The sequence below is a fragment of the Synechococcus sp. OH2 genome (genome assembly GCF_047462155.1).
Lineage (GTDB): Bacteria > Cyanobacteriota > Cyanobacteriia > Thermostichales > Thermostichaceae > Thermostichus.
Genome location: NZ_JANSIR010000123.1, coordinates 12197 through 17999, shown reverse-complemented (window position 1 = coordinate 17999; position 5803 = coordinate 12197). Strand labels below are relative to the sequence as shown.

Sequence of the window (5803 nt, the reverse complement as noted above, 5' to 3'; positions counted from 1 at the left end):
ATCCCCTGGAGGGGGAGTGGTCGCAGGAACAGATCCCGGAAGATTGGTACACCCCTGAAGGCCGGCTCAAGCCCCATTGGAGAAGGCGCGTCCCCCAAGCGGTCTGGGTCCGCCCGGACGGCTCCTTTTCCGAGGTGCCCCAGGCAGGAACCCAGAAGCTGTGGTGGCAGCCCCAGCCCTTTTCTCTCTGCCTAGCTTGCGGCGAGTACTACAGTGGACGGGAGCGGGAGTTTGCCAAGCTGGCTTCCCTTTCTAGCGAAGGCCGCTCCAGCGCCACCACCATTCTGGCCACTTCTCTGCTGCGCCATGCTGCTCAAATGGGGGCAGCCCAGGACAAGCTGCTTACCTTTACCGACAACCGTCAGGATGCCTCCCTGCAGGCCGGCCACTTCAACGACTTTGTCCACGTGGCCCTCTTGCGGGCCTCGCTCTACGCTGCCCTTCTTAAAAAGCAAGAGCTGGGCTTTGCAGAAGTAGCCCCAGAGGTGGTGCAGGCTGCCGGCCTCACCCTTGCCGATATTGCCCAAAACCCCTTGCTGGATCCCCAGTCGCCGGCTGCCCAAGAGGTCTGGCGGACTTTTACGGAGCTAACCGAATACCGCCTCTACGAGGATCTGCGGCGCGGCTGGCGGGTTACCCACCCCAACCTGGAACAGGTGGGCTTGTTGAAAATTGAATACCGCGGCCTCAAGGAGCTTTGCCAGAGCTCGGCCCTGGCCCCCCTCAATCCCTGGTTTGTCCAGGCCAGCGTCGAGGAGCGGGAACGCCTGCTGCGGGCTCTGCTGGATCAGTTTCGGCGCAAACTGGCCATCGATGTGCCTGTGCTCAGAACCGAGTTCCAGAGAAACTTGCGCCGACGCGCCGAGCAACACCTCAACGAGTTTTGGGGCCTAGAAGAGTACGACGAGCTGCGGACGGCTACCTGCTTTGTCCGCCAAAGCCGCAACGGACAAGACGGGACAACTTTCAGCCTAGGCCCCCGCAGCGCCATCGGACGCTTTCTTGCCAAGCGCCTTGAGCTAACCCGGGAAACCTACGACCAGCTTTTGGGATCCCTGCTTTCTCTTCTAGTCAGCTACGACCTGCTGCGGCGGGAGAATGGCCAGGAAGCCTACCAGCTCAACGCTGGCTGTCTGCGCTGGTGCCTGGGTGATGGCTCGCCGCCGCCTGCGGATCCCTTGTACTCCCGCCGCGCTCAGCAGGAGGGCTACGCTTCCGCCCCTCGCCCCGTCAATCTCTTCTTCCAGCGCCTGTATCGGAGCGGGGCAGCAGGGCTGGGATCCCTGGAGGCCAGAGAGCACACGGCCCAGGTGGTTCGAGCGGGAGAGCGGGAGTGGCGAGAAAAGCGCTTTCGCGGGGAAGACCAAGCTCGCCGCCTTCCCTACTTGGTCTGCTCGCCAACCCTGGAGCTGGGGGTCGATATTGCCGATTTGGATCTGGTGCATCTGCGCAACGTGCCGCCCACTCCGGCCAACTACGCCCAGCGCAGCGGTCGGGCAGGTCGCCAGGGGCAGGCGGGGCTAATCCTCAGCTACTGCGGCGCCTTCAACAGCCACGACCAGTACTACTTCCGCCGCCGCGCCGAGATGGTGGCCGGTCGTGTCCGCCCTCCCCGCCTGGACTTAACCAACGAGGCGCTACTGCGGGCTCACATCCACGCCGTTTGGCTGGCCCAGGTACGCCTGCCCCTGGGTAACTCCATGGAAAGAGTTCTCGATTTGGATCGCGAGGGGCTGCCCCTGCGGGAAGAGGTGGCTGCCCAAATCCAGCTAGGGGAAGCGGCCCGGCAAGAGGTGATGGAGCGGGTGGAGGCGCTCTTGGCCGCCGATCGAGAGGTTCTGGATCAGAGCGGCTGGTTTAGCCGCCGCTGGCTCCAGCAGGTCATCGAAGAGGCGCCCCAGGCTTTTGACCGAGCTTTCGACCGCTGGCGAGAACTCTATCGGGCTGCCACCCAGCAGTTGGAAGCCGCTAACCGCCAGCTCCAGACGACTCGCGAAAAGAAAGACCAGCAGGAAGCCGAGCGCCGCCAGCGGGAAGCCCTGCGCCAGCGGAATCTGCTGCTCCAAATCGACACCCAGCGGGAGGAAAGCGACTTCTACCCCTACCGCTACTTGGCCAGCGAAGGCTTCCTGCCCGGCTACAACTTTCCGGCCCTACCCGTGCGGGCCTGGGTGCCCCGCGGCGGCGAGGGGGAGTTCATCGCCCGGCCCCGCTTTTTGGCCATCCGCGAGTTTGCCCCCCACAACTTCCTCTATCACGAAGGCTGCCAGTGGGAAGCGGTGGCGTTCCAGGCGCCGCCCGGCGGTCTGGAGGAGCGCAAAAGTAGCCACAAGCTCTGTTTTAGCTGTGGGGCCTTTGCCGATCCCTCCCTCGATCGCTGTCCAGTCTGCGGCACCCCGTTCGATGGGCAAAATAGCCTCTTGACCCAGCTTCTGGAAATGCCCAATGTGCGCATGCGGCGACGGGATCGCATCACGGCTGACGAAGAGGAGCGGCGGCGACAGGGCTACGAGCTGCAGACCTTCTTCCAGTTTGCTTCCGAAAGCTCTGGCTACCGCGTCCAAGAAGCTGATGTGCTGAGCGGACAAACCCCCCTGCTGCAGTTGCGCTATGCCCCGGCAGCTACCCTGCTGCGCATCAACCACGGCTGGCGGGGAAGTGGAGGGCGGGGTTTCTCAGTCAACTTTGAAAATGGGGAAGTCCCCTCGCGAGCTCAGCTTGAGCGGAGCAGGGCGGGCTTATCCAACCGAGCCTCCTTGCAGTCCATCCGCCTGGCGGTGCGCAGTACCCAAAACCTGCTGCTGGTGCGCCTGGCGCAGCCCGGCTTAGGGGATCCCCAACCTTTAGAAACCAGCCTGCGCTACGCCCTCAAGCGGGGGATCGAAGAGACCTTTGAGCTAGAAGAGACGGAGCTGGCCGCCGAGTCCATTGGCCAGGGATCCCATCGGGCCCTGCTGTTTTACGAGACGGCAGAAGGGGGAGCCGGCGTCCTGCAGCGGTTGGTGGAGGAGCCAGAGGCCATGGCGGAGGTGGCGCGAGCAGCCCTGGAGATCTGCCACTTCCAGCTCTCAGAAGCCGGGATCCAAGACCTGCGGCCTGAGTGCCGCGCCGCCTGCTACGAGTGCCTGCTCAGCTACGCCAACCAACGGGAGGCACTGGAGCTCGACCGATACAAGATTCGGGATCTCCTGGGCAAGCTGGCCCACAGCCGCACCGAGCTACGTCCCCTGGGCCGCTCCCGCCAAGAGCAGCTGGAGTGGCTGCGCCAGCTCATCGACCCTCGCTCGCACCTGGAGCGCCGCTTTCTGGAGTTGCTGGCCGAAGAAGGCTACCGCCTTCCCGACGACGCCCAGAAGGCCATCCCTGATCCCCGCTGCGTGGTCGACTTCTTCTACGAGCCCAACGTCTGTGTTTTCTGCGATGGCGCAGTGCATGACGAGCCCGACCAGGCTGCCCAGGATCGCCAAGTGCGCTCCCAGCTTTTGGGACAAGGCTACCGGGTAATTGCCCTGCGCTACGACCAAGACCTGCAGGAGCAACTGGCCCGCTACCCAGAGGTGTTTGGCAAGGGCAACTAATCCTGCTGGTGGGAAAACAGGTAGGCACCCACCAGGGCCAGAAGGGTTGCCAACCCCGCCAGCACCGCCACTGTGTACCAGGGGAACTGGGCAGGGGGCTGGTAGGCGGCTGCCCGCATGCCGATGCTGGCGTAGGAAAGGGGCAGGCAATAGACCAGCACCTGTAGGTAGCCTGGCAACTGGCTGGGATCAAAAAAAGTGGCCCCCAGAAAGGACATGGGCGTAATCAAAAAGTTGGTGAGCACGCCCACACTCTCCAAGCTGGGCACCTTTAAGCCGGCGATTACCCCGATGCCGGCAAAGACAGCGCAATCCAAAAGCAGCACCAACAGCGCCAGGGGATGAAGAAGGCCCCAGGCTCCTGTCCCCAGCACCCCCACCGCCAACACTCCCAAGGCCGTGAGCAGGCCGCGGGCAATGCCCGCCAACACCTTACCCAAATGCAGCGCCAGCGGATGCACCGGCAAGAGCAGCAGCTCCTCAAAGCTCTTGGTAAACAGCCGCGATCCACAAATAGAGAAAGTAGTGCCGGCAAAGCTAATCGTCATGGCCGAAAGAGCCACCATCCCCGGCAAAATAAAACGTAAATAGGAACCTGCCGCCGTCGATCCAGCCACGTCAGCCAGGGCCTCGGCCCGCAGGGATCCGCCCAGCCCCACCCCAAAGGCGACGATGTAGATGAGGGGAGCCACCAGCCCCGAAGCCACCACCTGCCAGACCCGCCCGCGCAGATCCAGCCAGTCGCGCCAGAAGATGGTTAAACTGTCTTCCCAGATTTGCCGATAGGGCATCACCATAGATTTTCCTCGCTCTTTACGGGTTTGGGGCTTGCCCCAGTGGGATCCGCAGTGGGAAACGGCTTGCTGTCACTACTAATAGCCGTAGTAGTTGGAGCGCCACCAGGCCACCGGCAGCGCCAGCGCCTTGCTCAGGGTGGACACATAGGCCCGAGTGCGAAACACCTGGTAGTGGTTGCGCTCGATGGCGTTGAGGATCTGCCGGTAGAGCATCAAAGAAGCGGCCACCGGCCAGCGGGAGTCCGGCTGCAGGGTAGGGATCCCTCGTTCCGCTTGGGCATAGAGCTCCCGAGCTCGCCGGATCTCGTAGTCCATCAGGGCCATCCAGCGCTCGTCGATGACATAGTTAAACAAATCCCGCTCTGAGTAGTTGAAGCGGCGCAAGTCCTCCAGAGGCAAATAGATCCGCCCGCGGCGGGCATCTTCCCCCACATCGCGCAAGATGTTGGTCAGTTGCATGGCAATCCCCAGGGCCACCGCCTCCTCGCGGCCATCCCGACCCGGCACAAACCCCATGATCTCCGAGCACATCAGCCCCACCACCCCGGCCACCCGGTAGCAGTAAACCCGCAGGTCTTCCCAGGTGGCGTAGCGCCGGGTGTCCAGATCCATGCTTTGCCCCCGTAACATCTCGCGGAAGGGCTCAATCGAGAGGCGGTAGGTGTGGATGGTGTGGATCAAGGCCAGGTCGGTGGGGGCTTGCGGCTCCCCCCCCTGGAACAAAGACTCCAGATGGGATCCCCACTGCTCCAGCTTGCTGCGGGTGACTTCCACCGCCGTCTGGCTGGCCTCCAGCCCATCCAGCAACTCATCGGTCTGCCGCAGCCAAGCATAGATGGCCCAGATGGCCCGCCGCTTGGGTCGAGGCAAGAGCAGGGATCCCAGATAAAACGTCTTGGCGTGCTTGGCCGTGATCTGGCGGCAGAGGGCAAAAGATTGCTCCAGCGGACTCATCGGGCTCATCTCCAGGGGCGCGGGGCCAGATGGGGACAGCGAGGGCACATCTCAACACTACGGGAAAGCGGACAGGCTGGATAGCCCCGACAGTCAGGTTGCTCCAAATGAGGCGATCAAACCCCTGCGGTTGCCAACCTTGAGAGCGCAGCCGCCGGGGAGGGGATCCCTTTGCTGATGGCCTCGGCTGCCCGCTTGCCGGAGAGGATGGCCCCCTCCATGCTGCCCAGGAAGGGTTGCAGGGTGTAGCTGCCCGCCAAGAAAAAGTTGGGGATGGGGGTGACCTGAGTGGGACGGTATTGCTGCCGGCCCGGTGTGGCCTTATAGACCGAGCGCGGCGTTTTCACCACCACCCATTTGCGCACCCGCGCCGGGTTGGGGCCGGTGAGGTGCTGGGGAAAGAGTTTTTGGAGCTCCTCCAGCGTGGCCGCGAAGATCTCCTCGTCGCTGCGGTCGATCCACTCGGCAGCCGGG

Annotated in this window: 4 protein-coding genes; 1 reads left to right on the top strand and 3 read right to left on the bottom strand. The window is 63.4% G+C overall.

The genetic code is table 11. The annotated features are described in order from the left end of the window. Window positions 1-3578, top strand: a 3578-nt coding sequence (locus NW835_RS13585) for a Zn-binding domain-containing protein (protein WP_414415561.1), incomplete at its 5' end; no start/stop codon positions are given. Here NW835_RS13585 and NW835_RS13580 read toward each other — a convergent pair. The 3 genes from NW835_RS13580 to NW835_RS13570 form a co-directional block, all read right to left on the bottom strand. Continuing rightward, window positions 3575-4375, bottom strand: a complete 801-nt coding sequence (locus NW835_RS13580; RefSeq protein WP_414415560.1) for an ABC transporter permease — start codon at window positions 4373-4375, stop codon at window positions 3575-3577. The two genes, NW835_RS13585 and NW835_RS13580, sit on opposite strands and share 4 nt — an antisense overlap. 75 nt (window positions 4376-4450) lie before the next feature. Further along, window positions 4451-5329: a phytoene synthase gene (locus tag NW835_RS13575; RefSeq protein WP_414334895.1), complete on the bottom strand. Its 879-nt coding sequence runs from the start codon at window positions 5327-5329 to the stop codon at window positions 4451-4453. A gap of 116 nt (window positions 5330-5445) precedes the next feature. Next, window positions 5446-5803, bottom strand: a 358-nt coding sequence (locus NW835_RS13570; RefSeq protein ID WP_414415559.1) for an FAD-dependent oxidoreductase, incomplete at its 5' end; no start/stop codon positions are given.

What these genes read in the sequence shown, in the direction of transcription:
- NW835_RS13580 (WP_414415560.1), bottom strand. Translation starts at nt 4,375, where the DNA reads ATGGTGATGCCCTATCGGCAAATCTGGGAAGACAGTTTAACCATCTTC.
- NW835_RS13575 (WP_414334895.1), bottom strand. Translation starts at nt 5,329, where the DNA reads ATGAGTCCGCTGGAGCAATCTTTTGCCCTCTGCCGCCAGATCACGGCC.